We start from the raw sequence: 26368 nt of genomic DNA, 5'->3' as shown, positions 1-26368 counted from the left end.
GGCCTGGCGGCACCATCAGGCCGGGGTGATCGACTCTTCCGGACGGCGCTCGAGGACCTGGTCGACCAGACCATAGGCCACGGCGTCGGCCGCGCTCTTGAAGTTGTCGCGCTCGGTATCGCGCGCGATGGTCTCCAGCGACTGCCCGGTGTGCTTGGCCAGCACCTCGTTCAGGCGCGCACGCAGGGTGAGGATCTCACGCGCGTGGATGTCGATATCGGTGGCCTGGCCCTGGAAGCCGCCCAGCGGCTGGTGGATCATCACGCGCGAATTGGGCAGCGCGTAACGCTTGCCAGCCGCGCCGGAGGCGAGCAGCAGCGCCCCCATGGAGGCGGCCTGGCCAACGCAGATGGTGCTCACGTCCGGCTTGATGTACTGCATGGTGTCGTAAATCGCCATGCCGGCGGTGACCACGCCACCGGGCGAGTTGATGTAGATGCTGATGTCCTTTTCCGGGTTGTCCGCTTCCAGGAACAGCAGCTGCGCCACCACCACGTTGGCCATGTGATCGTCGATCGGGCCCACGAGGAAGATCAGGCGCTCCTTCAACAGGCGCGAATAGATGTCATAGGCGCGCTCGCCGCGGCTGGTCTGTTCGACCACCATCGGAACCATGTTCAGGGCTTTGGTTTGGTTGTCCATTTCTGAGGCACCTATTTGGGGGAAACCACCCCGCGCCAGCGGCGCGGGGCATGAAACGCCGCCCGCTTACTGGCGGATGGCGTCCTGGAACGACAGCTGTTCTTCCGTGTGCTGGGCGCGCTCGGCGATCCAGTCGATCACCTGCTCTTCCATCACGCGGTTCTGCAGCCCACTCATCAGCTGGGGGTCATTGCGGTACATCTCAATGACCTGCTCCGGCTCTTCATAGGTCGAGGCGATCAGACGCATGGTTTCGTTCAGGCGCTTGGGGTCCAGGCGCAGGTCGTTGCGGCGGGCGACTTCGCCGACCAGCAGGCCGACCAGCACGCGCTTGGCCGCGGCGTCCTTGAAGCCTTCATGCGCATCGGCCGGAATCTCGCCCGGGTTGCGGCCGCTGCGGCGGATCTGCTCGACCTGCTGGGCCAGCATGGCGCGGGCTTCGTTGTCGACCAGGCGCGGCGGCATTTCCACCGAGGCGTAGGCGGCAATGAGCTGTTCGCCGACTTCGCGGCGCAGGCGGTTCATCAGCGCACCCTTGAGTTCACGCTCCAGGTTGGCGCGGATGTCCGTGCGGAACTGTTCCACGTCGCCGCCCTTCACGCCGAAGCTCTTGATGAAGTCGGCATCGACCTCCGGCAGCACCGGCTCGGACACGTCCACCGCCTTCACGGTGACCTTGACCTGCTTGCCGGCCAGCGCCGGCACGCGCCAGTCGGCCGGGAATTCAACGTCCAGGGTCTTTTCCTCACCCTTGGACAGGCCGACCAGGCCCTGTTCGATCTGCTCGAACATCATGCCCTGGCCCACCACCACGCTGCCCTTCTCGGTGCCTTCGGCCGGCAGGCGCTCTTCGCCGGCCTGCGACCAGGTTTCCAGGGCGACCAGGTCGCCCTGCTGGGCGCCACGGGTCACCGGGCTCCAGCTGCGGCGCTGTTCGCGCAGGTTGGTGATCATCTGGTCGATGTCGGCGTCGTTGATCTCGGCGGTGTGGCGCACCACGGTCAGCTTGCTGACGTCGACGTCGCCGAAGTCCGGCACCAGCTCGACGGTGGCCACGAAGGAGAACTCGCCTTCATCGCCCTTGTCGATGCGCGGCGCGCCGGCAATGCGCAGCTCGTGTTCGCGGACGGCGGCATCGAAGGTTTCGCGCAGCAGGCCATCGACGGCTTCGCTGCGGACCTGCTGGCCGAAACGCTGTTCGATCACCTTGGCCGGCACCTTGCCCGGGCGGAAGCCCTTGATGCGCGCGGTGCGGGCGATTTCGCCCAGGCGGCCGCTGATGTGGGTCTGCAGGCGGTCTTCCGGCAGCGAGAAGGTCAGGCGGCGTTCCAGATTGCCGGTGGATTCGATCGAAGCTTGCATGTTGACTCCTGCCCGCCGGTGGCACTGCCCCCGGCTCGAATGTGTGATGGATGAAACGGGTGGTGGACGCGTCGGTCGTGGACCCACATCCCCGCCGCAGCCCTGTAGTTTCGCCGATAACGGCGGGCGCCGCCAGCACGGGGCCGGGAACGTCATCCGGTGCCCCGTTCAGGAGGGCACTGCCCGGGGCGCGCGCCCGGTGCATGGTGCGAAAGGGGGGACTCGAACCCCCACGCCTTGCGGCACTGGAACCTAAATCCAGGGCGTCTACCAATTCCGCCACTTTCGCGCTGCGGCATTATGGCGGCGGGCGGCGGCCGCGTCGACCGCTGATGGGCGCGGGCGCGCTTGGTTTTGGGGTCATGGACGCGTGATCGGTGGCTTCGGCCGGGCCTCAACGCCGGTTGCATGGCCGCGTCGGAGGGTGATCGGCGTTGGACGCATGGGCCGCGCAGGGACACGCCATGCGTGTCCGCGCCATGCCGGAGTGCACGCAAGAAAAAAGCCGCCTGGTGAACCAGGCGGCTTCTGTCTTGGTGGGCTGTCAAGGATTCGAACCTTGGACCTATTGATTAAGAGTCAACTGCTCTACCAACTGAGCTAACAGCCCGAAAATCGGGAGGCGAATTATGACGCAACGCCGCACGGACGTGCAAGTAGTTTCTGCAACCGTCGTTCAGGCGCTACGTGCCACGTGTAGGGACACGCCATGCGTGTCCACGCCACGCCGGAGCGCAGGCAAGAAAAAAGCCACCCGGCGGACCGGATGGCTTCTGTCTTGGTGGGCTGTCAAGGATTCGAACCTTGGACCTATTGATTAAGAGTCAACTGCTCTACCAACTGAGCTAACAGCCCTGAAAATCCAGGCGCACAGTGTATCGTCTGCGCCTTTTTTTGCAACCCCGTTCCGCTTTCGGCGAACCGGGTTCCTTCAATCAGTGGGGTGGCTGAGGGGATTCGAACCCCCGACCACCGGAATCACAATCCGGTACTCTAACCAACTGAGCTACAGCCACCACTGAAACCTTGAATTTCCTGAATCCCCCTGGCGTTTGCGCCAAGTGGCGCGCCCGACAGGAATCGAACCTGTAACCGCCGGCTTAGAAGGCCGGTGCTCTATCCAGTTGAGCTACGGGCGCTCTGACCGGATTGTCGCATTCCCGTCCCGTTTTGAGCAGCGGGACGTGGTCGGGGTAGAGGGATTCGAACCCCCGACATCCTGCTCCCAAAGCAGGCGCGCTACCAGACTGCGCTATACCCCGGTGGTTTTTCTTCCCTCGAGGTTCCCCCCGAAAGAGTCGGCTATTGTGGGAAGTGACGAGGGATCTGTCAACGGTTTTCACACGCTTTTTAACATCCGCTATGCTCGGTGCATTGCCGGACGGACCGGAACCCCCCTTTCAAGGAGATTGGCAATGCGCAGCGGCAACCCCGCACTTTCGGAGTCGACCTTCCTCGACCTGGCCAGCGGCTCGGTCGTGACCTCGCCCGACCAGGTGATGACCATCAACGGCACGGTCAACAAGACCGGCATCCTGCTGTTGCTGACCGTCCTGACCGCCGCGTTCGCCTGGAGCCAGGCCATCGGCGCCGATGGCCAGATCGCCCCGGGCGCGATGATCTACGCCATCGGCGGCGCGATCGGCGGCCTGGTACTGGCGCTGGTCACGGTGTTCAAGAAGGAATGGTCGCCGGTGACCGCGCCGATGTACGCGCTGGTGGAAGGCTTCTTCCTCGGCGCGATCTCGGCGGTGTTCGAAGCGCGCTTCCCGGGCATCGTGTTCCAGGCCGTGCTGCTCACCTTCGGCACCCTGTTCGCGCTGCTGGCGGCGTATCGCAGCGGGCTGATCAAGGTCACCGAGAACTTCAAGCTCGGCGTGGTCGCCGCGACCGGCGGCATCGCGCTGCTGTACCTGGCCTCGTTCGTGCTCGGCTTCTTCAACATCAACGTGCCGGTGATCCATGAAGCCAGCTGGCTGGGCATCGCCTTCAGCCTGTTCGTGGTCGTGGTCGCCGCGCTGAACCTGGTGCTGGACTTCGACTTCATCGAAACCGGTGCCGCCGCGCGTGCGCCGAAGTACATGGAGTGGTACGGGGCGTTTGGCCTGATGGTCACCCTGGTATGGCTGTACGTGGAGTTCCTGCGGTTGCTGTCGAAGATCCAGCAGCGTTGAGGCGACGTTGCGGGTAGAGCCGACTGTCAGTCGGCTGCTCCACAAAAAAGGGCACCCACCGGGGTGCCCTTTTTCGTTGGGTCTGCGAGCAGCCGACTAACAGTCGGCTCTACCGTCGGCTCTACAGCGCGCGGTTACAGGCGGCTGGCGATGGCCTGGGCGAAGCCCATGGTGTTGCCGGTGCCGCCGAGGTCGCCGGTCAGCGAGTCCTTGGCCTCCAGCGTCGCCACGATGGCCTTGCGCAGGCGCTCGGCGTTCTCGGTCTGGCCGACGTGGTCCAGCATCTGCGCGGCCGCCAGCAGCAGCGCGCACGGATTGGCCTTGCCCTGGCCGGCGATGTCCGGCGCGGTGCCGTGCACGGCTTCGAAGATCGCCGCGTTCTCACCGATGTTGGCGCCCGGGGCGAGGCCCAGGCCGCCGACCAGGCCGGCGCACAGGTCGGAGATGATGTCGCCGAACAGGTTGGTGGTCACGATCACGTCGAACTGTTCCGGACGCATCACCAGCTGCATGCAGCAGTTGTCGACGATCATTTCCTGGAACTCGATGTCCGGGTACTTGGCCGCCACTTCGCGCGCCACGGCCAGGAACAGGCCCGAGGTCGACTTGATGATGTTGGCCTTGTGCACGGCGGTGACCTTCTTGCGGCCGGTGCTGCGCGCCAGCTCGAAGGCGTAGCGCACGATGCGCTCGGAGCCCTTGCGGGTGATGCGGGTGCCGGAGAAGGCGGTTTCGCCGTCGGCCGAGACTTCCTGGCCTTCGGCCAGGTACGCGCCTTCGGTGTTCTCACGGACGGTGATCAGGTCCACGCCGTCGCCGAAGCGCGACTTGGTGTTCGGGAACGACACCGCCGGACGCACGTTGGCGTACAGGTCGAAGTGGCGGCGCAGGCTGACATTGATCGAGGTGAAGCCACCGCCGACCGGCGTGGTCAGCGGGCTCTTCAGGGCGATCTTGTTGCGCGCGATCGATTCCAGGGTGGACGCCGGCATCAGGTCGCCGTGCTTTTCCAGCGCGACCAGGCCCGCGTCGGCGTCTTCGTATTCAAAGCCGGTGTCCAGCTTGCCGAGCACGAACAGGGTAGCGTCCATGATCTCCGGGCCGATGCCGTCACCGCGGATGACCGTGATTTTCTGCGTCATTTGATCTGTTTCCGAACCGAGGGGGAGCGCCGTGGGTCCGGGGTGCGGAGCGTCGGCGCAAGGGAAGTTTCACCCGCAATTATGCCCCAGCCGGCCCCCGGACCCCAAATAGACCAAGGTAGCGCCGGCCGTTGGCCGGCCCCCGGAGCGCCTGGGGACGTACCGACCAACGGTCGGTACCTACCGGCGCAGGGGCCGCCGGGCATTCATGCCGACCTACCGGCGCCGTGGCGCGCCCGGGTAGCGCCCGACCGTTGGTCGGGCGGCGCCATCCATCAGTGTTCGTGCACAGCCGGGGCTTCCGCGCCGCCTTCCAGCTGGTCCAGGAAGTCCACCGCGCGGCGCAGGTGCGGGATCACGATCGAACCGCCCACCACCAGGCCCACCGAGAAGGTCTCGAAGAACTCTTCACGGGTCACCCCGGCGTCCTTGCACTGGGCCACGTGGTAGCTGATGCAGTCGTCGCAGCGCAGCACCATCGAGGCCACCAGGCCCAGCAGCTCCTTGGTCTTCACGTCCAGGGCGCCGGCCTGGTAGGTCTGGGTGTCCAGCGCGAAGAAGCGCCGCACCACCTGGTTCGGCTCGCCCAGGATGCGCTGGTTCATGCGTTGGCGGAATTCGGTGAATTCGGCGATCCGGTCCTTGCTGCCGTCGTCGGCGGCGCTCATGCGCCCTCCCCCTTCAGCAGCGGTTCCAGCTTGCCGGCCTGGTGCAGGGCCATCATGTCGTCGAACCCGCCCACGTGGACGTCGCCAACGAAGATCTGCGGCACGCTGGTGCGCCTGGTCCTGGCCATCATCTTCTCCCGCTCATTCGGGTCCAGGTCGATGCGGACCTCGGTCCAGCTCTCGCCCTTGCTCTTCAGGAAGTTCTTGGCCGCCACGCAGTACGGGCACACGGCAGTCGAATAGATGGTGATGGGCGGCTTCCCGCCCGGGTTGGCAGCAACATCTTGGCTCACGGGAAACTCCACAGCGGAACGAGTGTCTGTATATGGTAGCCCTGCGCTGGAATTTCCATGTCATCACCGCAACACTGTGGGTCACCCGCAGCCCCAAGGAGTCCCGTTTGCGCCCTCTGCTGCTCTCTGCCGCACTGACCCTGGCTTTGGCCGCGCCGCTGGCGTCGGCCCAGGACAGCAAGCTGCCCGACATCGGGTCGTCGGCGGGCGAACTGCTGACCCCGGCACGCCAGGCCGAGTACGGCGGCATGATGCTGCGCGAGCTGCGCAACTACGGCTACCTGCTGGACGATCCGCTGGTGGACGACTGGCTGCAGACCATGGGCGCGCGGCTGGGTTCCAACAGCGCGCAGCCCCGCCAGTCCTACACGTTCTTCATGCTGCGCGACCGGCAGATCAACGCTTTCGCCACCCTCGGCGGGTACGTGGGGGTGAACGCCGGGCTGGTCCTGACCGCCGAACGCGAGGACGAAGTGGCCGCGGTGCTGTCCCACGAAATCGCCCACGTCACCCAGCAGCATGTGCTGCGCGGGGTGGAACGGGCCCAGCGCGACCAGATCCCGATCCTGCTGGGCATGCTGGCCGCCGTGGTGGCCGCGCAGCAGGCCGGCGGCAATTCGTCCGGCGATGCGACCATGGCCGCGATCACCTCGGGCATGGGGCTGATGCAGCAGCGCCAGATCAACTACACGCGCAGCAACGAATCCGAAGCCGACCGCCTGGGCATCCGCACCCTGGCGCGCAGTGGCTACGACGTGGATGCGATGGCCGGTTTCTTCGAGCGCATGTCCGCCTCCATGCGGGGCAATGCCGGCGGCTATTCGGTGCCGGACTTCCTGCAGACCCACCCGGTCAACACCACCCGCATCAGCGAAGCCAAGGCCCGCGCCGAGCAGATGAAAAAGGACACGGTGCTGCTGACCACCGCCGTGCCCGGGGGCGTGCGGCAGGAACGGGTGAACCCGGCCGACCCGGCGATGTCCGAACCGATGGTCCAGCGCAACAACCCCCTGCTGCCGGCAGCGATGCAGTTTTCGGTCAACGCGCTCAGCCGCGGCGCCAGTGGGCAGTTCGACTGGGCCCGCGAGCGCCTGCGGGTGCTCAGCGCCGACACCCCCGGCGAGCTGGCCACCGAGTACCAGAACCTGCAGCGCGCGCAGAAGAACGGCCTGACCGATGCACAACGCTATGGCCTGGCGCTGGCGCGGCTGCGCAACAGCGGCGCGGCCGAGGCGCGGCGCGACCTGGCGGCCTTGCTGCAGGAGCATCCGGACAACCTGTGGGTAGCCCTGGCGCTGGGGGAGGCCGAATCGCGCTCCGGCCAGCGCGCCGAGGCCAACGCCCGCTTCGACACCCTGCTGCGCCAGCACCCGGGCAGCCGCCCGGTGGCGCTGACGTACGCGGAGATCCTCAACGAACAGGGCGGCCGCGAGGCCGGCCAGCGTGCGCAGGCCATGCTGCGGCCGTTGATGGCCCAGAGCGGCAACGACCCGGTGTTCCAGCAGCGCTTTGCCCGGGCCAGCGAGCTGGCCGGCGATACCGTCCGGGCCAGCGAGGCCTATGCCGAAGCGGCGTTCCTGAACGGCCGGCCGGAGCAGGCGCTGATCCAGTTGCAGGCACTGAAGAAGCAGCCGGCGCTGGACTACGTGGGTCGCGCGCGGGTGGATGCCCGGATCGAGACCATCACCCCGCTGGTGCTGGAGATGCGCCGACAGGGCATCGACGATCCCGAGCTGGAGCGACGGTAAGGGTGCGTGCGGCCCGGCAGCAGGGGGGCCGGCCGTTGGTCGGCGCGCCGACCGCGTGAAGATGACATGAAGGCGACACCGGCATGTACCGGCCGGGACCATGTCACAAACGTGTCACGAAACCGTAGTCTACTGGGGTCACTCCCGGTCCGATGAGCATTACGGTAGCCACGTGCAGAAACGCATCCTGATCGTCGATGACGAACCCGCGATCCGCGAAATGGTCGCCTTCGCCCTGCGCAAGGGCGACTACGACCCCATCCACGCCGGTGACGCCCGCGAGGCGCAGACCGCCATCGCCGACCGCGTACCGGACCTGATCCTGCTCGACTGGATGCTGCCCGGCACCAGCGGCCTGGACCTGGCCCGGCGCTGGCGCAAGGAGGCCCTGACCCGCGAGGTGCCGATCATCATGCTGACCGCGCGCGGCGAAGAGAACGACCGGGTCGGTGGCCTGGAAGCCGGCGTGGACGACTACGTGGTGAAGCCGTTCTCGGCGCGCGAGCTGCTGGCGCGGATCCGCGCGGTGATGCGTCGGGCCCGTGACGACGACGAAGATGGCAGCGTGGCGGTGGGCACCATCCGCATCGACGGCGCGGCGCATCGCGTTTTCGCCGGTGACCAGCCGGTGCCGATCGGTCCGACCGAATACCGGCTGCTGCACTTCTTCATGACCCATCCCGAGCGCGTCTATACCCGCGCGCAGCTGCTGGATCATGTCTGGGGCGGCAGCGTCTACGTGGAGGAGCGCACCATCGACGTGCACATCCGCCGCCTGCGCAAGACGCTGGAGCCGTTCGGCGCGGAGAACATGGTGCAGACCGTGCGCGGCGCGGGGTATCGTTTCTCCACGTCCCTGTGACGCATCTTCATTGAGACCGCAATGCCGCGCCACATCCGTTCCGCCTGGTTGAAAACCCTCGCCTCGCTTGCCGTACTGCTGCTGGTCGCGGTGGGGCTGGGCGTTGCCAGCGGCCATGTCTGGATGTGCATCGCACTGGCGTCCATCGCGGCCCTGGCCTGGCACTACTGGCGCCTGCGCAAGGTGCTGCGACGGTTGACCGCACGACAGCGGTGGGACATGAGCGGCGGCGATGGCGTGTGGAACGAGCTGGACCGCCTGCTCTACCGCAACCAGCTGGAAATGCGCATGCGCAAGCGGCGTCTGCTGGACATGCTGCGCAGCTACCGCGCCGCCGCGGCGGCCCTGCCCGATGCGGTGGTGGTGGTGGACCGCAACAGCCAGCGCGTGCAGTGGTTCAACGAGTCGGCGACCACGCTGCTTGGCCTGCACCACCCCGGCGATCTGGGCGAGGCGCTGGTCGAACGCCTGCAGCCGATGCCGCTGGCGCACTGGCTGGCCGGTGGCCGCAATGCCGAACCGATCCTCGACGTACCCTCGCCGGTCGATCCGGCGATCCGCCTGAACCTGCGCCTGATCCCCTATTCGCCCGACTACTGGCTGCTGATCGCCCGCGACGTCAGCAAGCTGCTGCGCCTGGAGCAGGTCCGCCGCGATTTCGTGGCCAATGTCTCGCACGAACTGCGTACGCCGCTGACCGTGGTGCACGGCTACCTGGACATGATGGAGCCGGAGGATTTCCCCGGTACCGGGCCGATGCTGGAAGAGATGCGCAGGCAGTCCCAGCGCATGGCGCAGCTGGTCGAAGACCTGCTGACCCTGTCGCGGCTGGAATCGCAGGAACATACCGAAGAGGAAACCGTGGCGATGGCACCGATGCTGGCCACGCTGCGCCGCGAAGCCGAAGCGCACAGCCAGGGCCGCCATCAGATCAGCGTGCTCGATACCGCCGGGGTCGACCTGCAGGGCTCCAACAAGGAACTGCACAGCGCCTTCTCCAACCTGGTCACCAACGCGGTGCGCTACACCCCGGCCGGCGGCCGGGTCGAGGTGGAACTGGCGCGCGAAGGCCAGGGCGTGGTGCTGGCCGTGCGCGATACCGGCTACGGCATTCCCGCCACCCACCTGCCCCGCCTGACCGAACGCTTCTACCGCGTTTCCAGCAGCCGTTCGCGCGAAAGCGGCGGCACCGGGCTGGGGCTGTCGATCGTCAAACACATCCTGGGCCTGCACCATGCCCGCCTGGAGATCCAGAGCGAAGTCGGCAAGGGCAGCGTGTTCTCGTGCCACTTCGATGCCGACCACGTGCGCGCGCGCGGCGACGCGACCCTCCTTCCTTCCGCAGAAGATTCCTCCGCATGAGCACCCTTGTTCCCCTCGCCGTGCCGGCGGACACCGACCCGCTGCGTGACCCGGCGCTGTACATCAACCGCGAACTGTCGCAGCTGGATTTCAATTTCCGCGTGCTGGCCCAGGCCATGGACCCGCAGGTGCCGGTGCTGGAGCGGCTGCGCTTCATGTGCATTTCCTGCACCAACCTGGACGAGTTCTTCGAGATCCGCGCCGCCGCCGTGCGCCACGCCCAGGAGTTCGGGCTGCCGCCCGCGCCGGACGGCATGGCGCCGCAGGCCATCCTCAACGCCATCCATGACCGTGCCGCCGAGCTGGTGGACCAGCAGTACCGCTGCTGGAACGAAACGCTGCGCCCGGCGCTGCATGAGGCCGGGATCGACGTGCTTGGCCGGCACTCCTGGAACCACCGCCAGAAGCGCTGGCTGCGCGCCTATTTCCGCAACGAGATCATGCCGGTGCTGTCGCCGCTCGGCCTGGATCCGTCGCACCCGTTCCCCAAGATCCTCAACAAGTCCCTGAACATCGTGGTGGTGCTCAAGGGCACCGACGCGTTCGGCCGTGCCGGGCACCTGGCCATCGTGCGCGCGCCGCGCTCGCTGCCACGCATCATCCAGCTGCCCGAGTCGCTCGGCGGCGCGCAGACCTTCGTATTCCTGTCCTCGGTGCTGTCCACCTTCGTGGGCGAAATGTTCCCCGGCATGGAAGTCCAGGGCGCGTACCAGTTCCGCGTGACCCGCAATTCCGAGCTGGTGGTGGACGAGGAAGAAGTGGAGAACCTTGCGCTGGCCCTGCGCGATGAGCTGGTCGACCGCGGCTACCGGCCGGCGGTGCGCCTGGAGATCGCGTACGACTGCCCGGCCGACATCACCCGCACCCTGCTGCAGAATTTCGGGCTGACCGAGAATGCGGTGTATCGCATCGATGGACCGGTCAACCTCAACCGCGTGATCCAGCTGTACGACCTGCTGTCGCGCCCGGAGCTGAAGTATCCGCCGATGAGTCCGCGCACCCTGCGCGACAGCGACGGCATCGTGGAAATGGTCAAGCGCAGGGATCTGCTGCTGCACCACCCCTTCGATGCGTTCACCGCCGTGCTCGACCTGATCAAGCAGGCGGCGGTCGACCCGAACGTGCTGGCGATCAAGCAGACCCTGTACCGCACCGGCAAGGATTCGCAGATCGTCGATGCGCTGATCCTGGCCGCGCGCAACGGCAAGGACGTCACCGTGGTGGTGGAACTGCGCGCGCGGTTCGACGAGGAAGCCAACCTCGGCCTGGCCGACCGCCTGCAGGAAGCTGGCGTGCAGGTGGTGTACGGCGTGGTGGGCTACAAGACCCACGCCAAGATGCTGCTGATCGTGCGCCGCGAGGGCCGCAAGCTGCGCCGCTATGTGCACCTGGGCACCGGCAACTATCACAGCGGCACCGCCCGTGCGTACACCGACCTGAGCCTGATCACCGCCGATCCGGATATCGGCAACGACGTGCACCTGCTGTTCCAGCAGCTGTCCGGGCTGGCCCCGCGGACCCGCCTCAAGCGCCTGCTGCAGTCACCGTTCACCCTGCACGATGGGCTGCTGCAGCGGATCGAGCGCGAAATGCACCTGGCCGGCAAGGGTCGCCCCGGACGGATCATCGCCAAGATGAACGCCCTGAACGAACCGCAGGTGGTGCGTGCGCTGTATGCCGCCTCGCAGGCCGGCGTGCAGATCGACCTGATCGTGCGCGGCGCGTGCACGCTGCGCCCGGGCGTGCCCGGGGTGTCGGAGAACATCCGGGTACGCTCGATCGTCGGGCGTTTCCTGGAGCACAGCCGGGTCTACTGGTTCGGCAACGACGGCGCCTCCGAGCTGTACTGCGCCAGCGCCGACTGGCTGGAGCGCAACCTGCTGCGCCGGGTCGAAACCTGCTTCCCGATCCTGGACCCGGACCTGGCCCGCAAGGTCTACCGCGATGTGCTGCAGAACTACCTGGACGACAACCTCAACGCCTGGGAACTGCAGGCCGACGGCGAGTACCGCAAGTGCGTGCCCGGCCACGACGAGCCCCCGCATTCGGCGCAGATGGCGTTGATGCAGGGCCTGTAGGGCCCTGCAACAACGCCATCGGTAGATCCCGACCGTTGGTCGGGATTCATTTCGGTGCGGCCTCCGGTCGCATCATGTGAAGGCGGTGCGGTGACGCCGCGACCCGGCCATCGGCTACCATTCGCCCATGCCGCATACCTCCACGACTCCGCCCGCCCTGCAGGATGGCGACCTGCTCGCCGCCATCGACCTGGGCTCCAACAGTTTCCACATGGTGATCGCGCGCTACACGCTCGGCCAGCTGCGCGTGGTCGACCGGCTGCGCGAAACCGTGCGCATGGCCGATGGCCTGGATGGCAAGGGCGGGCTGTCGGCCGAGGCGCGGCAGCGCGCGCTCGAATGCCTGGCCCGGTTCGGCCAGCGCATCCGCGGCATTCCGGCCGTGCGCGTGCGCGCGCTGGCCACCAACACGGTGCGCCAGCTGCGCTCGCCACAGGCCTTCCTGATGCCGGCCGAAACCGCGCTGGGGCATGCCATCGAGGTGGTCAGCGGGCGCGAAGAGGCCCGCCTGATCTACCTGGGCGTGGCCCACGCGCAGCCGCCCAAGCCGGACCAGCGCCGGCTGGTGATCGACATCGGCGGCGGCTCCACCGAATTCATCATCGGCCAGGGCATGCAGACCCTGGAGCGCGAAAGCCTTCAGGCCGGTTGCATCGCCAGCACCCGCCGCTTCTTCCCCGGCGGCAAGCTGAGCAAGCGGCGCTGGAAGGATGCCCTGACCGAGATCGGCGCCGAATTCCAGCAGTTCGCCACCAAGTACCGCGCGCTGGGCTGGGATGAGGCGCTGGGCTCGTCGGGCACGCACAAGGCGATCAGCGAAATCTGCGCCACGATGAAGCTCAGCAAGGGCGCGATCACCGCCGAAGCGCTGCCGCAGCTCCGCGATGAGCTGCTCAAGGCCAAGCGCATCGACGACATCGACCTGCCCGGCCTGTCGCCCGACCGCCGCCCGATCATCGCCGGCGGCATCCTGGTGCTGGAAGCGGCCTTCCAGGCACTGGGCCTGCAGAAGCTGCTGGTGAGCAAGGCGGCCATGCGCGAAGGCATCCTCTACGACATCCTCGGCCGTGCCAGCGAGAACGACCTGCGCGACGAGTCGGTGGATGCGCTGACCCTGCGCTATGGCATCGATACCGTCCAGGCCGGGCGCGTGCAGCGCACCGCGCTGGACCTGTTCGCCCAGGTCGAAGAGAGCTGGGCGCTGGACCCGGATGACGCGCGCATGCTCGGCTGGGCGGCACGCCTGCATGAGCTCGGGCTGATGATCGCCCACAGCGGCTACCACGTGCATGGCAGCTACGTGCTGGAAAACTCGGACATCGCCGGTTTCTCGCGCCAGGAGCAGCAGCTGCTGGCCGCGCTGGTGCGCAGCCACCGCCGCAACATTTCCAAGTCCGCGTTCGATGCCCTGCCCGAGCGCCTGCTGCTGCCGGCCCGGCGCATGACCGCCCTGCTGCGCCTGGCGGTACTGCTCAACCGGGCCCATGAAGAGACGCCGGTGCCCCCGCTGGAGCTCAGTGCCGACGACAGCCGGCTGTCGCTGATCCTGCCCCAGGCCTACATCGACGCCCGCCCCCTGCTGCGCGCCGACTTGATCGGTGAAACCGACGGCATGGCCGGGCTCGGCGTGCAGTTCCGTCCGTTCGTGGCCTGAGCGGCCCACACACCGGTCGCGGCCGTGGCGTTGTATGCCCGGCACGCCGTCATGCGCCGGTCATGGCGGCGTCATGTCCGCTACATCGCCCGCCCCGAGCATGGCCGAAACCGGAGGCCCGCCATGCGCTATGCCATCGTCACTGAAACCTACCCGCCGGAAGTCAACGGCGTCGCCCTGACCGTGCAGGGGCTGGAGCAGGGGCTGCGCGCGGCCGGGCACGAGGTCGACCTGGTCCGTCCCCGCCAAGGCGACGAGATCGACGCCGCCGGCGCGCTGCTGGTACAGGGTGCCGGCCTGCCCCGCTATCCCGGCCTGCGCTTCGGACTGCCCGCGCCGAAGCGGCTGGCCCGGCAGTGGCAGCAGCAGCGACCGGACGCGATCTACATTGCCACCGAGGGCCCGCTCGGCTGGTCGGCCCTGCGCACGGCGCGGCGCCTGGGCATTCCGGTCGCCACCGGCTTCCACACCCGCTTCGACGAATACCTGCCCGATTACGGCGTGGCCTGGCTGCAGGCCGCGGCGCTGCGCTGGATGCGGCGCTTCCACAACCAGGCCGATGCGACCCTGGTGCCGACCCAGGAGCTGCAGCAGTTCCTGGCCGGCCAGGGATTCGACCGCGTGCGGCTGCTGGCGCGCGCGGTGGACAGCAGCCAGTTCGAACCCGGACGACGCGACCCGGCGCTGCGTGAGGAATGGGGCATCGACGGCACCGGTTTCGCGGCGATCTACGTGGGCCGCATTGCCGCCGAGAAGAACCTGGCGCTGGCGGTGAAGGCGTTCCGGCGCCTGCAGCAGGTGCGCCCCAAGGCCCGCTTTGTCTGGGTGGGTGACGGCCCGGCACGCGAGAAGCTGGCGCATGAGAACCCGGACTTCATCTTCTGTGGCGTGCAGCGCGGTGACGCGCTCGCGCGTCACTTCGCCAGTGGCGACCTGTTCCTGTTCCCCAGCCGCAGCGAGACCTTCGGCAATGTCACCCTTGAAGCGATGGCCAGCGGCGTGACCACGGTCGCCTTTGATTACGGCGCGGCGCGCGAACACCTGCGCAGCGGGGAAAGCGGAGTGGCCGTGGACGATGACAGCCGCTTCATCGAGGCGGCCGTGCACCTGGCCGCCGACGATGCCGAACGCGAACGGCTGGGCCGCAACGCGGCCGCGGCGATGCAGCGCCTGCACCCGCAGCAGGTCGTGGCGGAATTCGACGCCCTGCTGGCGGAGCTGGCACACGCGCGGAGGCCCCATGCGCACCACGCCGCTTGATGCCCTGCGCGGGCGCGAAACCCGCTGGTGCCGCCGCGCCAACCATTGTTGCCGGCACCGCCGCGTGCGCCGTGCATTCTCGGTGGTGAGCCGGCTGGGCGATGGCCTGTTCTGGTATGCGCTGATGGGCGCGCTGGTGCTGGTGGATGGCAGTGACGGCCTGCGCGCGTCGCTGCACATGGCCGCGACCGGACTGATCGCGCTGCTGCTGTACAAGGGCCTCAAACGGTGGACCCGGCGCCCGCGCCCGTATGCGGCGGACCTGCGCATCCGCGCCTGGGTGGCGCCGCTGGACGAGTTCAGTTTCCCGTCGGGGCACACCCTGCACGCGGTGTCGTTCACCATCGTGGCGCTGGCCTACTACCCCTGGCTGGCGCCGATCCTGGTGCCGTTCGCGGCGGCGGTGGGGGTTTCGCGGGTGGTGCTGGGGCTGCACTACCCCAGCGACGTGCTGGCGGGGACGGCGATTGCCACGGCGTTGGCCGGCGCAAGCCTGCAATGGTGGCCGTTGCCGGTTTGATTGCGGGTTCATGTGCGCAGGGCCATGGGTGTCTGCGCGGTGCCGGGCCAACCTAATACAATGGACGGCATGACCACGCTGTTCATCTCCGATCTGCACCTGGACCCGAGCCGTCCAGCCATCACCGACCTGTTCCTGGCGTTCCTGCAGCGCGAGGCGATGCAGGCCGATGCCCTGTACATCCTGGGCGATCTGTTCGAGGCCTGGATCGGCGATGACACGCCCTCCCCGGCCGCCGACGCGGTGGCCGATGCGCTCAAGGCGGTGGCCGACGCCGGGGTGCCGGTGTACTTCATCCGCGGCAACCGCGATTTCCTGGTGGGTGATGCGTACGCGCGGCGTGCCGGCTTCCGCATCCTGCCGGATCCGAGCGTGATCGACCTGTACGGGCAGCCGGTGCTGCTGCAGCATGGCGACCTGCTGTGCACCGATGACGTGGCGTACCAGCAGTTCCGCGCCCAGACCCGCGATCCGGTGTTCCAGGCGCAGTTCCTGGCGCAACCGCTGGCCGCACGCATCGCCTTCGCGCAGAAGGCGCGCGATGCCAGCCAGGCACGCCAGTCGGAAATGAAGCAGGGCGACCGCGCCAGCTTTGAAACCGTCACCGATGTGGCCCCCGACGAGGTCACCGCCACCTTCGTGCGCTACGGCGTGGACACCCTGATCCACGGCCACACCCACCGGCCGGCCATCCACAGCCTGCAGGCCGGGGGTCGCGCCTGCACGCGCATCGTGCTCGGCGACTGGTACGAGCAGGGCTCGGTGCTGCGGGTGACCCCGCAGGGATGGACGCTGGATTCGCTGGCGTGACAGCGTAGCGACCAACGGTCGCTACCTACCCTCTGTGGTGCGCTGGTCGGTGGAGCGGGTAGCGACCAACGGTCGCTACCTACCCTCTGTCGTCGGTAGCACACGCAAGGAAGGGCGTAGCCCTTCCTAACGTCGCTTGCCGACGGCCCGAAGGGTGCCCGCCGTTCGGCGGGCATACCGTTGGTCGTGTGCCCCGGGCGCCCTCAGCGGAATGCGGCAATGGTGGCCTTGGTGTTCACCAGCACGCGCTGGTTGTCGGCGCTGGCGGCAATGCCCATCGGGACCCCGTTGTAGCTGATGTTGGGGTTGGACCAGAAGTTCAGGCGCGGGCAGCCCTGCGTGCAGTCGTAGGCCATGATCGTGCGCCAGCGCGAACCGGTGGCTGGCTGATACCGGTAGCCGTGCCCATACGCGTACGGCGACGTGCTGGGATCGGTGGCGCTGTCGTGGCGGGCGCTCTGCAGGTGGCCGATCTCATGCGCGAACGAGTAGTAGCCGGTGGCGCAGTCCCAGTACACCGCCGCGAACGCGGTGGACGCCGAGGACCCGATTCCCGAAGCCAGGCCGCAATAGCTGCTGTTGTTGATCAACAGCACCGCCACGTCGGCGGCCGTGCTGTTGCGGGTGGTGTGGATGGCATCCATGTAACCGTCGTTGGTGGAACGGAAACGTGCCAGGTCGGTGCTGAAGTTCCCCGACTCGGTATACGACACCGCCTGGTAGCCGGCCAGCTGCATGGTGATGCCCACGTTGCTGTTGACGTAGCCCTGGTTGGATTCTGCCACCGCCAGCTGCACCAGCGATTGCATGTTGCCGCCATAGGCGGTCACCGCCGCATTGGTGGCCGCCACCAGCACCCGGATGGTGGCCGGCGAACCCGACGAGGCCTGCGCGATGCCGATCCGCTCGCTGACCGGGATGTCGATCCGCGGCAGCGTGTTGTAGTCGGCCGGATGATCGGCCGGCATGCGTGACTCGTCGACCTGGACCAGCACGTGACGACCGTCGCTGAGCGGACGCAGCCGGTACAGCGTGCCATTGCGGCGGATCGAGCCGGTCACCGTGGCCCCGGAGCGGACCAGGATCACCGAGTTCCCCGGGTCGTTCGCGGCGGCCTGGCGGGTCAGGCGCGAGCCGGCATCCTGCACGCTGCCATACCAGATGCTGCCACCATCGGGCAGGCTTTCCACGCGCTGCTGCAGCGCCGTGACCGGGCTGCCCAGCAGCTCGAACTCCAGCTGACGCTGGCTGGCCGCGACGGCGCCGGCATCGACCTGGACCTCCTGTACCGCGGCGCTGGACGGCGCGGCCAGTACTGCCTGCGCCGCGGGCTGGGTGGCCGCACTGGCACGGCTCAACACCGTCACCGGTGCGAACAGGGGTGCGGCGGCCGCCGTGCCGACGGTGGCAAGGAACAACGTGATCGCAGCTGCGGTCTTTCTCATCGGACTGGACATCATGTCGCCTCTCTATGAGTGATCTTCAGGAGTGAACGTGTTCGCACTGCCGCCCCTTCAGCAGGCCGGACCATCTGGCGCCAAGTGATCGCGTGAATTCAATAGTGGCTTTCGATGAAATGTCGGAAGTGTGACCGCCACCCAAAGCGGTTCAGTTACGTCGCGCGCGTGTCGTTTTCGCGCTACCTTGGACCTGCATCGACTGGGGAACCGAGGCCATGGCGGGGCAGCCCGATCCGACCACCATCATGCCGGTCACGCTGCAGATCGGCCTGTTCTTCGACGGCACCCGCAACAATGCGGACAACCTGCGGCGCGCCTCGCACCCGCCCGGGAGCACGTCCCCGGCACCCAGGATGCCGGCGCCAGCGGTACTGGCCGACGATGCCTCTCCGTACCAGAGCCGGCTGACCAGCAGTTTCAGCAACGGGCTGACCAACATCGCCCGGCTGCATGCGTTGTACCCCGACCACCGCCACGCCGCGCCCCCTACGCCAGGCCCGCTGTCGCTCGCGATCTACATCGAAGGCGCCGGGACCCGCAGTGGCAAGGACGACGACCTGATGGGGCTGGCCTTCGGCATCGGCCCCAGCGGGGCGAAGGCCAAGGTGCGCCGCGCGCTCGACGTCCTGCTGCCGGACGCGCTGCGCGACCTGTCGCGGACCTTGCCGGCGCATGCACTGACCGCGGTGCGGCTGGACCTGTTCGGCTTCTCGCGCGGCGCAGCGTCCGCGCGCGATGCGGTCAACCGGCTCACGCGTGCGGACGGCCGGTCCTGGCTGCAGGAGCAGCTGCGCCGCACCGGATGGACGCTGGGGCCGTCGCCGGTGTTGCGGCCGGTACGCTTTGTCGGGTTGTTCGACACGGTGGTGGCCATCGATGCGCGGCAACGCGATGAACTGCCGCACGTCGCGCTCGCGCCGGACTGCGCCGACACCGTCGTACAGATCGTCGCGCGCGATGAACACCGGCATTACTTCGCCCTGACCTCGGTGGCACCGGAACATGAGGAAATCGCCCTGCCCGGCGCGCACGCCAACATCGGCGGCGGCTACGACCAGCGCACCGAGGGCCCGAAGCTGCTGACCCGCCCGCAGGGCCAGCGCGTGCGCCGGCACTCCGTGCCTGATACCACGCCGCCGCCGCTGGCGCTGTTGCGTGACACCGAGGTCTACCGCCGCGCGCAGCTCGCCTGCCGTCAGTGGCAGGACGCACTGGGGCTGGGCGACGACAGCATCTGGGTGGACGTGTGGCACCGTTGGCAGCCACTGCGCGTGGCCGGCAGCGACAGCGTGCTGCCGACGTGGGTCCTGTTCGCGCACGCGGCGGTGGTGCTGAAGCGCGACATCGACTGGCGCTACCAGCTGGTGGCGTTGCGGGTAATGCACCAGCGCGCGGCGGCAGCGGGCGTCCTCTGGGCGCGGGTGCCGGATGCCGATCCGACGATGGCATTGCCCGCCGAGCTGCAGCCGATCGCGGCCCGCCTGGTCGCCGGCCAGGCGCTGGATGCCTCGCAGGAGGCGTTGCTGCGACAGCGCTACCTGATGCAGTCGGCGCATTGGAATTTCGATGCGCTGGGCGACACCGCGCTGCTGTACGCCGCCGATGAGGCGACGCACGCGTTACCGTACCGGCCGGGCCCAGGGTTGTTCTACATCAACCGGCCCACGGAAGACGGAACCCGTGTGGTGTTGCGGAACGTCTGACGCGACGGGATTCCCCGCATGAACCCACCGCAATCACGTAGCGGCGCTACGATCCTGACGGCGTACGACCCGCCTGCTCGACAAGGTCCGCCAGCTCGTCCTGGTCGAACCCGGCCAGCAGCCGCGCTTCCAGGTTGAACGGACCATTGAGGTAGCCACTGGCATATTCGCGCAGCAGCGCGATGAAGCGCGCGCGCGGTTCCACCCCGGCGCGCTCGCAGTACCAGCGATACCAGCGCGTGCCCGCCGCGACGTGCGCCACTTCTTCGCGCAGGATGATCTCCAGCACGTCGGCGGTCGCATGGTCGTTGGCCGAGCGCAGCTTGGTGATCATGCCGGGGGTGACGTCCAGCCCGCGCGCCTCCAGCACCCGCGGCACCAGCGCCATGCGCGACAGGCCGTCGTGCGCGGTCTTCTCGCACATCTCCCACAGCCCGTTGTGCGCGGCGAAATCGCCGTAGTCGAACCCATACGCCTGCAGCCGCGCGCGCAGCAGCAGGAAGTGGCGCGACTCGTCGTCGGCCACGCTTACCCAGTCGGCATGGAAGGACGCCGGCAACCCGCGGAAGCGATACACCGCGTCCCAGGCCAGATCGATCGCGTTGAGTTCGATATGCGCGATGGCGTGGATGAAGGCCGCCCGACCTTCGGCATTGCCCAGTCCACGCCGCGGTACATCGCGCGGGTGCACCAGCTGCAGCTGCGGTGGCCGCCCGGGCATGCGGATCGGTTCGGGCGCGGGCGCGTCCGCGCGACGCGTCAACTGCCCATCGCGATACAGCGCAGCGTAGTGCCGGGTCAGCGCGACCTTGCGCAGTGGGTCCGCCTCGGCCATGCACTGCTGCGCTGCGCGCAGCAGGTCACCGGCCGCCGCGTCCTGCGGCAAGGTCGTGCTCACCGACAGGCCTCAGGCGCGGCGCTTGTGCTTGGCGTCGTCCGAACGCAGCTGCTGGATGCGCTCGAAGTAGCCCGGCTCGATACCGGTCGGGTAGACGCCGTTGAAGCACGAGGAATCGAACGACTTCAGCTCCGGGTTGCCTTCGCGCACCGCTGCTTCCATGTCTTCGATGTCCTGGTAGATCAGCCAGTCGCAGCCCAGGTGCGCTTCGATCTCGTCCACGCTGCGGTTGTGCGCCACCAGCTCTTCGGCCGCCGGCATGTCGATGCCGTAGATGTTGGGGTAACGCACCGGCGGTGCCGCGCTGGCCAGGTACACCTTGCGCGCGCCAGCGTCGCGCGCCATCTGCACGATCTGCTGGCTGGTGGTGCCGCGCACGATGGAATCGTCGACCAGCAGCACCACCCGGTTGCGGAACTCCAGGTGGATCGGGTTGAGCTTGCGGCGCACCGATTTCACCCGCTCACCCTGCCCCGGCATGATGAAGGTGCGGCCGATGTAACGGTTCTTGATGAAGCCTTCGCGGTACTTCACCCCGAGCACGTTGGAGATTTCCAGCGCGGCGTCGCGCGAGGTGTCCGGGATCGGGATGATGGTGTCGATGTCGTGGTCCGGGCGCAGGCGCAGGATCTTCTCGCCCAGCTTGATGCCCATGCGCATGCGCGCCTTGTGCACCGAGACGTTGTCGATCATCGAATCGGGGCGCGCGAAGTACACATACTCGAAGATGCACGGGCTGTGCTCGACCGGCTCGGCGCACACTTCGGAGAACAGCTCGCCGCGCGCGGTGATCACCAGGGCCTCGCCCGGGCGCACGTCGCGCACGCGCTGGAAGCCCAGCACGTCCAGCGCCGACGATTCGGAGGCCACGATGTACTCATCGCCTTCCGCATGCGCGCGCTTGCCCAGCACCAGCGGGCGGATCCCGTGCGGGTCGCGGAAGGCGACCAGGCCCAGGCCCAGCACCACGCTGATCACCGCATAGCCGCCCTTGCAGCGGCGGTGCACGCCGGCCACGGCACGGATCGCCGCTTCCGGGGTCAGCTGGCGCTGTGCGTCCAGTTCGAAGGCGAACACGTTCAACAGCACTTCGCTGTCCGAATCGGTGTTGACGTTGCGGCGGTCCTGCTCGAACACCTGCTGGCGCAGCGCCTCGGTGTTGATCAGGTTGCCGTTGTGGGCCAGCGCGATGCCGTACGGCGAATTGACGTAGAACGGCTGCGCCTCGTCCATGCCTTCCGAACCGGCGGTCGGGTAGCGCACGTGTGCGATGCCGACGCGGCCTTCCAGGGTGGACATGCGCTTGGCGTCGAATACGTCGCGGACCAGGCCGTTGGCCTTCTGCACGCGCAGGCGGGTGCCGTCGGCGGTGGCGATGCCCGCCGCGTCCTGGCCGCGATGCTGGAGGACGGTCAGGCCGTCATACAACTGCCCGGCGACGTTCTGGTTGCCGACAATACCGACGATGCCACACATGGTGCGAATCTCCGCTGGGCTGGGCCCATCTACTGTGAAGGTGGCCGTGCCTGGCCGGGGGAACCGTTCCGTGCCGGAACGGTGTCGTCCGGGCGCACGCGCGCCGGGTCGATGTTCTGGGGGGAGCCTGGCCGTGCCTGGTTGGCCCACACATCGGCGGGGTCCACCGCCTGCTGCGGGGTTTCATCCAGTGGTCGCGGCCATCCGCGCCCACCCAGCAACTGGCCAAGGACGCCATTATCGCCTGTCGTGCCCGGCTTGCCCAACTCCCCGATCGGCAGTTGCGCCATGTTCACCTCCGGCAGCGCGGCCGGAAGGCCCTGGAGGCCGTTGACCGCATCCAGGTCGGGCAGCTTCGGCAGTTCGGGCATGCGCGGCAGCTTGGACTGCATCCAGCCCACCCCGGGATCGAGCGCGGCGCGCAGGTGCGAGCTGCGCCAGCTGGCTTCACCGGTCAATGGGGTGTACGAGCCGAGCAGCAGCAGCACGCAGGTGATCAGGCCACCGCGGGCCAGGCCGAGCCCCGCGCCCAGCATGCGGTCGGCGCCGTTCAGCTGGGTCGAACGCACGGCCTGGCGCACCACCAGGCCGACCGCCCAGACCGACACCATGACCAGCAGGAACACGGTGAGGTAGCCGGCAACGTAATGCCCGCTGCCGGGCGCGGCCGGGGCCGACCACCAGGCAGCGGCGCTGCGCCCGAACAACAGGGCCGCCCAGCCGCCCAGCAGCCACGACAGCGTGCTGATGACGATGCTGACAAAGCCGCGCATCACCCCGAGCAGGGTGGAAATGCCGATCACCGCCAGCAGCACCAGGTCGATCATGCGCTGCGGCTCCCGTCACGGGCGCCGGCCCACCGGCTTGGGCGCGGCAGCCGCATCAGGGATGCGGCCGGACCATGCCGGCCACGCCGACCTTGGACGCAACCTGGGCCTTGAGGTTCTCCGCCTCGGCACGGTTGGCGACCGGGCCGACGCGCACGCGGTTCAGCGTGCCCTTGTCGGTGCGTACCTGCTCGACGAAGGCGCTGAAGCCGGCGGCGCGGACCTTGTCGCGCAGCGCATTGGCTTCGGTGGCCTGGCCGAACGCGCCCAGCTGCACGGCAAAGCCCACGCTGCTGGCCGCCGGTGCGGTCGGCGCCGCCACGGGCGTGGCCGGTTCCGGCTTGGCCGGCGCGGCGGCCGGCTTGGGTTCGGGCTTGGCCGGCTCCGGCTTCGGCGTGGGCTTGCTGGCGGCGACCGGCTCCGGCGGCAGCGCTTCGGTCTTCACCGCGGCGGCAGCCGGTGCAGCGGCCGCACTGGAGGCGGCCGGGGTCGACGCTGCGGGCGCCGGCGCCGGTGCGGCGGCCACGGCGCTGTCGGCGCGGGCGTCCAGGGTCACCACTTCGGCCTTGACGTCGTTGCGCACCTTGACCGCTTCCAGGCGTGCCGCTTCGGCCTGGGCGCGATCGGCGTACGGCCCCACGCGCACGCGCCAAGCCTGGCGTCCGTTGATGGTGGCCGGTTCGCTGAAGCCTGGCAGCTGCGCCTTCTTCAGGAAGGCGATCACCGCGTTGGCGTCGGCCTGGCTGCCATAGGCGCCGAAGCTGACGGCGTAGTTGCCCGCAGCCACGGCCGGCGAGGTATCCGCAGCGGCCGGGTCGGTCGGCGCGGCGGCGTCCTGCTGCAGCGGCTGGGTGGTCGACACCCCGCTCTGCAGGCCGGTGGCCCCGCCGGTGGGCGCGACCAGCGGCAGCTCACGGGTCTGGAACTGGCCGTCGGCCGGGGCGTCCGGCGCGGTGATCGGGACGGTGGCCACGCCGCTGTCGGGCGCGGGACCCTTGACCAGCATGGGCAGGAAAATCACGGCCAACGCCACCAGGACGATGGCACCAATCAGTCGCTGTTTCAGAGGAGTATCCACGGAAGGCAGGCAGGGCGGCGCGGCGGAATGCCACGGCGATTATACGGGCGCACGCGGGCGCGGGGTCGAAGACGGCTGAACGTTGTCGCTTGCCACGCGGCTCAGCGGGCGTTTTCCAGCCACCGCAGGGCCTGCGCGGCGGTGTGGAAGGAACCGAAGACCAGTACGCGGTCACCGACGGTGGCGGCGGCCAGGGCCGCCTGCAATGCGGTGTCGATATCGGCATGGGGGGTTGCACCGGCTGCCGCGGTGCCGGCGAGACGCGCCTGCAATGCCGACGCCGTCTGCGCGCGGGCGCCGGCGAGCCCGGCCAGGTGCCAGGCATCGATGCGCCCGGCCAGCGCGTCGACCACGCCGGCGGCGTCCTTGTCCTGCAATGCGGCGAACACGGCCACCGTGCGCCCGCTGATGGGCGCGGCCTTCAGGGCAGCCGCCAGCTCGCGCGCGGCCTGCGGGTTGTGGCCGACATCCACCAGCACCTCCACGCCGTCTCGCGCGAACGCCTGCAGTCGACCGCGGATGCGGGCCTGGGCCACGCCTTCGGCGATGGCCGCACGCGGCAGGGGTTTGCCCAGCGCGCGCAGCGCGGCGATGGCCGAGGCGGCATTGCGCAGCTGGATCGGGCCGCGCAGCGTCGGCATCGGCAGTTCGATGCGGACGCCGACGTCGCGCCAGGACCAGCGCTGGGCATCGATGGCATCGGCGAAGAAATCGCTGCCGCCGCGGATCGCGTTGGCACCCAGCAGGTAGGCACGCGCCAGCACGCTGGACGGCGGATCGGTCTCGCCCAGGATCACCGGCTTCCAGCCGCGGATGATGCCGGCCTTCTCTGCGCCGATGGCTTCGCGGTCTTCGCCCAGCCAGTCGGCATGGTCGATGTCCACGGTGGTGATCACCGCCACGTCGGCATCGACGATGTTGACCGCGTCCAGGCGTCCGCCCAGTCCCACTTCCAGCACGGCCAGGTCGAGCCCGGCCTGCGCGAACAGCTGCAGGGCCGCAAGCGTGCCGTATTCGAAGTAGGTCAGCGTGGTGCTGCCGCGCGCATCCTCGATGGCGTTGAAGGCCGCGATCAGCGCCGCGTCGTCAGCCTCCTCACCGTCGATGCGTACGCGCTCGTTGTAGCGCAGCAGGTGGGGCGAGGTGTACGCCCCGACCTTCCAGCCGGCCGCACGCGCGATCGCCTCGATGAAGGCGACCGTGGACCCCTTGCCGTTGGTACCGCCCACCACGATGGTGTGCGGCGCGGGCTGGCCCAGGCCCAGCGCGGTGGCCACCGCGCGCACGCGCTCCAGCCCCATGTCGATGGTGGCCGGGTGCTGCTGCTCGATGTAGGCGAGCCAGTCGGCAAGGGAGTGCGGGCGGGTCTTGGTCATGACAGGAAAAGTGCTGATCGCGGAAAAAGCCGGGGAATCGGTCGGCAACCTCAAAAAACTCACAACGCCCGATGCTTCGCTTCACCAAAAAACGGCGTGTGATGCGCGCAGTCGTTCAGCCGCACCACTTCCAGGCTGTCCAGGTCGGCGCCTTCCAGCAGGTTGAGCGTGGTGGGGGCCTGGCGGAAGGTCCACAGGCGCGACAGCGGCAGGCCAAGGATGCGGCACAGGATCACCCGGTTGACCGCATCGTGGGCAACCACCAGCAGCGTGTCGTGCTCGCCCAGGCCCTCGGCGGCGCGGGCCAGGCCGCGCCAGCTGCGGTCCAGCACCAGGCGCAGCGATTCGCCGCCCGGCATCAGCACGGTGTCGGGCTCGTCGCGCCAGGCCTGCAGGCGCGAGGGGTCCTTTTCATGGATTTCACTGGCCAGCAGGCCTTCCCACTCGCCGTGGGCGATTTCCTGCAGGTCCGGTTCGGTCAGCAGCGTGCCGGCGCGGTCGGCGCCGAGCGCCAGCTGCGCGGTGCGCTGTGCGCGCGACAGCGGCGAGGCGACGGCACGGGTGATGTCCACCGACTTGAGGCGTTCGCCCAGCGCCTTGGCCTGGGCTTCGCCGATCGGCGACAACGGGATATCGATCTGGCCCTGGTAACGGCCTTCGGCATTCCAGGGGGTTTCGCCGTGGCGGGCAAGCAGGATGCGCATGCGAACTAGAGGTCCTTGGGGGAGAGGAGAACAGTCGCAATCGTTCAGGTGATGTGAACGATCGTGGGGGAAGGGCCATCATACCTTGCCAACCAAGCTCGTCTCCGGTCGACGTTTCAGCGTCTCATTTCGGGGAGCTTGGTGCGGGTCTTCGATCAGGTCGTCGCGAGCGTTCGGGGCCCCGCCGCGGCCGGCAGGCCCCTATGCAAATGTCCCCCGGCGGCGGCCTGCGGCCGCCACCTCCTCCTTTACTTTGCCAGGGACCTACCGG

The 26368-nt window shown here is 68.3% G+C and carries 22 protein-coding genes and 6 tRNA genes; 10 read left to right on the top strand and 18 right to left on the bottom strand.

Annotation, left to right across the window (positions count from 1 at the left end; all coding sequences use genetic code 11):
- Positions 1-15: 15 nt before the first annotated feature.
- The 8 genes from clpP to ACIGII_RS10430 all read right to left on the bottom strand — a co-directional run bounded on the left by clpP (position 16) and on the right by ACIGII_RS10430 (position 3266).
- A complete protein-coding gene (gene clpP, locus ACIGII_RS10465; RefSeq protein WP_102944205.1) occupies positions 16-642 on the bottom strand; it encodes an ATP-dependent Clp endopeptidase proteolytic subunit ClpP in 627 nt (208 codons plus the stop codon).
- 66 nt (positions 643-708) lie between these two features.
- Positions 709-2004, bottom strand: coding sequence for a trigger factor (tig, locus tag ACIGII_RS10460; RefSeq protein WP_399637855.1), 1296 nt, complete (start codon positions 2002-2004; stop codon positions 709-711).
- A gap of 204 nt (positions 2005-2208) precedes the next feature.
- Positions 2209-2293 (bottom strand) — tRNA-Leu (locus tag ACIGII_RS10455).
- A gap of 245 nt (positions 2294-2538) precedes the next feature.
- Positions 2539-2614, bottom strand: a tRNA-Lys gene (locus tag ACIGII_RS10450).
- A 169-nt stretch (positions 2615-2783) separates the two neighbouring features.
- Positions 2784-2859: transfer RNA gene (locus ACIGII_RS10445), tRNA-Lys, on the bottom strand.
- An 84-nt stretch (positions 2860-2943) separates the two neighbouring features.
- Positions 2944-3020, bottom strand: a tRNA-His gene (locus tag ACIGII_RS10440).
- Between the two features lie 46 nt (positions 3021-3066).
- Positions 3067-3143 (bottom strand) — tRNA-Arg (locus tag ACIGII_RS10435).
- A gap of 46 nt (positions 3144-3189) precedes the next feature.
- Positions 3190-3266: transfer RNA gene (locus ACIGII_RS10430), tRNA-Pro, on the bottom strand.
- Between the two features lie 153 nt (positions 3267-3419).
- On the opposite strand from ACIGII_RS10430, the gene ACIGII_RS10425 reads away from it, so the two are divergent.
- Complete coding sequence (locus ACIGII_RS10425; protein WP_399637852.1) at positions 3420-4178, top strand: Bax inhibitor-1/YccA family protein; 759 nt, start codon at positions 3420-3422, stop codon at positions 4176-4178.
- Between the two features lie 134 nt (positions 4179-4312).
- Here the strand turns inward: ACIGII_RS10425 and ACIGII_RS10420 are convergent, their stop codons facing one another.
- From ACIGII_RS10420 to grxC, 3 genes are all read right to left on the bottom strand, one after another.
- Complete coding sequence (locus ACIGII_RS10420; protein ID WP_399637849.1) at positions 4313-5320, bottom strand: isocitrate dehydrogenase; 1008 nt, start codon at positions 5318-5320, stop codon at positions 4313-4315.
- Positions 5321-5595: 275 nt separating this feature from the next.
- Entirely contained in the window at positions 5596-5988 is a 393-nt protein-coding gene (locus tag ACIGII_RS10415) for a carboxymuconolactone decarboxylase family protein (protein WP_019185812.1), read from the bottom strand.
- Positions 5985-6281, bottom strand: a complete 297-nt coding sequence (grxC, locus tag ACIGII_RS10410; RefSeq protein ID WP_399637847.1) for a glutaredoxin 3 — start codon at positions 6279-6281, stop codon at positions 5985-5987. The genes ACIGII_RS10415 and grxC overlap by 4 nt, the downstream gene beginning before the upstream one ends.
- A 107-nt stretch (positions 6282-6388) precedes the next feature.
- Here grxC and ACIGII_RS10405 point away from each other — a divergent pair, with 107 nt between their 5' ends.
- The 8 genes from ACIGII_RS10405 (at position 6389) to lpxH (ending at position 16575) form a co-directional block, all read left to right on the top strand.
- Positions 6389-8029: a M48 family metalloprotease gene (locus tag ACIGII_RS10405; RefSeq protein WP_399637845.1), complete on the top strand. Its 1641-nt coding sequence runs from the start codon at positions 6389-6391 to the stop codon at positions 8027-8029.
- Between the two features lie 172 nt (positions 8030-8201).
- Entirely contained in the window at positions 8202-8891 is a 690-nt protein-coding gene (gene phoB / locus ACIGII_RS10400; protein ID WP_399637844.1) for a phosphate regulon transcriptional regulator PhoB, read from the top strand.
- A 21-nt stretch (positions 8892-8912) separates the two neighbouring features.
- On the top strand, positions 8913-10253 hold the full coding sequence (phoR, locus tag ACIGII_RS10395; RefSeq protein WP_399637841.1) for a phosphate regulon sensor histidine kinase PhoR: 1341 nt from the start codon (positions 8913-8915) through the stop codon (positions 10251-10253).
- Positions 10250-12331 carry a polyphosphate kinase 1 gene (gene ppk1 / locus ACIGII_RS10390; RefSeq protein ID WP_399637839.1) on the top strand — a complete coding sequence of 694 codons (2082 nt, stop codon included), beginning with the start codon at positions 10250-10252 and terminating at the stop codon, positions 12329-12331. Before phoR ends, ppk1 begins: the two co-directional genes overlap by 4 nt.
- A gap of 127 nt (positions 12332-12458) precedes the next feature.
- Entirely contained in the window at positions 12459-13985 is a 1527-nt protein-coding gene (gene ppx, locus ACIGII_RS10385) for an exopolyphosphatase (protein WP_399637836.1), read from the top strand.
- Positions 13986-14108: 123 nt separating this feature from the next.
- Positions 14109-15245, top strand: a complete 1137-nt coding sequence (locus ACIGII_RS10380; RefSeq protein WP_399637834.1) for a glycosyltransferase family 4 protein — start codon at positions 14109-14111, stop codon at positions 15243-15245.
- On the top strand, positions 15226-15765 hold the full coding sequence (locus ACIGII_RS10375) for a phosphatase PAP2 family protein (protein WP_399637832.1): 540 nt from the start codon (positions 15226-15228) through the stop codon (positions 15763-15765). Before ACIGII_RS10380 ends, ACIGII_RS10375 begins: the two co-directional genes overlap by 20 nt.
- A 69-nt stretch (positions 15766-15834) precedes the next feature.
- Positions 15835-16575, top strand: coding sequence for a UDP-2,3-diacylglucosamine diphosphatase (gene lpxH / locus ACIGII_RS10370; protein ID WP_399637830.1), 741 nt, complete (start codon positions 15835-15837; stop codon positions 16573-16575).
- A 203-nt stretch (positions 16576-16778) separates the two neighbouring features.
- On the opposite strand, the gene ACIGII_RS10365 is transcribed toward lpxH, so the two are convergent.
- Positions 16779-18035: a M12 family metallo-peptidase gene (locus tag ACIGII_RS10365; RefSeq protein ID WP_399637828.1), complete on the bottom strand. Its 1257-nt coding sequence runs from the start codon at positions 18033-18035 to the stop codon at positions 16779-16781.
- Between the two features lie 215 nt (positions 18036-18250).
- On the opposite strand from ACIGII_RS10365, the gene ACIGII_RS10360 reads away from it, so the two are divergent.
- Positions 18251-19738: a phospholipase effector Tle1 domain-containing protein gene (locus tag ACIGII_RS10360; RefSeq protein WP_399637826.1), complete on the top strand. Its 1488-nt coding sequence runs from the start codon at positions 18251-18253 to the stop codon at positions 19736-19738.
- Positions 19739-19784: 46 nt separating this feature from the next.
- Here ACIGII_RS10360 and ACIGII_RS10355 read toward each other — a convergent pair whose 3' ends face one another.
- The 6 genes from ACIGII_RS10355 to ACIGII_RS10330 all read right to left on the bottom strand — a co-directional run bounded on the left by ACIGII_RS10355 (position 19785) and on the right by ACIGII_RS10330 (position 26097).
- The gene (locus ACIGII_RS10355) at positions 19785-20573 is read right to left on the bottom strand and encodes a ferritin-like domain-containing protein (RefSeq protein WP_399638129.1); all 789 of its coding nucleotides are present in this window, start codon (positions 20571-20573) and stop codon (positions 19785-19787) included.
- A 72-nt stretch (positions 20574-20645) separates the two neighbouring features.
- Positions 20646-22112 (bottom strand): amidophosphoribosyltransferase, encoded by a 1467-nt coding sequence (purF, locus tag ACIGII_RS10350; RefSeq protein WP_399637824.1) that lies wholly within the window; start codon positions 22110-22112, stop codon positions 20646-20648.
- Positions 22113-22141: 29 nt separating this feature from the next.
- Complete coding sequence (locus ACIGII_RS10345) at positions 22142-22939, bottom strand: CvpA family protein (RefSeq protein WP_399637822.1); 798 nt, start codon at positions 22937-22939, stop codon at positions 22142-22144.
- A gap of 55 nt (positions 22940-22994) precedes the next feature.
- A complete protein-coding gene (locus tag ACIGII_RS10340; RefSeq protein ID WP_399637819.1) occupies positions 22995-24017 on the bottom strand; it encodes an SPOR domain-containing protein in 1023 nt (340 codons plus the stop codon).
- A gap of 101 nt (positions 24018-24118) precedes the next feature.
- Positions 24119-25393 (bottom strand): bifunctional tetrahydrofolate synthase/dihydrofolate synthase, encoded by a 1275-nt coding sequence (gene folC, locus ACIGII_RS10335; RefSeq protein ID WP_399637817.1) that lies wholly within the window; start codon positions 25391-25393, stop codon positions 24119-24121.
- Positions 25394-25452: 59 nt separating this feature from the next.
- A complete protein-coding gene (locus ACIGII_RS10330) occupies positions 25453-26097 on the bottom strand; it encodes a histidine phosphatase family protein (protein ID WP_399637814.1) in 645 nt (214 codons plus the stop codon).
- Positions 26098-26368: the final 271 nt, after the last annotated feature.

Origin of the sequence: Stenotrophomonas sp. NPDC077420 (assembly GCF_044543385.1) — a bacterium.
In the GTDB taxonomy this organism is placed as follows: domain Bacteria; phylum Pseudomonadota; class Gammaproteobacteria; order Xanthomonadales; family Xanthomonadaceae; genus Stenotrophomonas.
The sequence above is the reverse complement of the archived record's forward strand: the minus strand, read 5'-3'. Positions and strand labels throughout refer to the sequence as shown.